Source organism: Xanthobacter autotrophicus (assembly GCF_030015065.1).
Classification (GTDB): Bacteria; Pseudomonadota; Alphaproteobacteria; order Rhizobiales; family Xanthobacteraceae; genus Xanthobacter; species Xanthobacter autotrophicus_D.
In genome coordinates this window covers 1-394 of record NZ_JAIVFN010000547.1, presented here as the reverse complement: position 1 = coordinate 394, position 394 = coordinate 1, and the positions used below count along the sequence as shown (strand labels likewise).

General features: G+C 51.5%; 1 protein-coding gene and 1 pseudogene. Both read right to left on the bottom strand.

Annotated elements, in window-relative coordinates; all coding sequences use genetic code 11:
• Positions 1–105: pseudogene (locus K9U40_RS24750) on the bottom strand (pilus assembly protein TapA); the annotation flags it as partial.
• Between the two features lie 158 nt (positions 106–263).
• On the bottom strand, positions 264–380 hold the full coding sequence (locus tag K9U40_RS24975) for a pilin (RefSeq protein ID WP_432715949.1): 117 nt from the start codon (positions 378–380) through the stop codon (positions 264–266).
• Positions 381–394 lie beyond the last annotated feature (14 nt).

The window sequence follows — 394 nt, the reverse complement described above, 5'->3', positions numbered from 1 at the left end:
GCTGCCAGCGAGGATCAACTCCGAAACCCTGGCACGAATGGTGAAATCACGATACACCGGGAGAGCTGTAGCAGCTAGAACGCCAATAATAGCTACCACAATCATCAACTCGATGAGCGTAAAACCTTTCTGAATGGCAATCACAACAAGCGCCCTTCAGGACTTTGAGCAATAGCTCTAGTAGAAATAAAAAAGCCTGGCGCATTGAGAGTGCCAGGCCTGCTGTTTAATACGGGAATTCTATTGAAATCCCGCGATACCACTTAACCGCGGCAAGAAGAAGGCAGATATTTCGCGGGCGTGCCGCTGCAGGTCCAAGTGATCGTTCCGCCGGTGGTAAGGCCATTCAAGACCACGGTGGCACCGGAAGCTCCACCAATTGCGGATTGAGCAC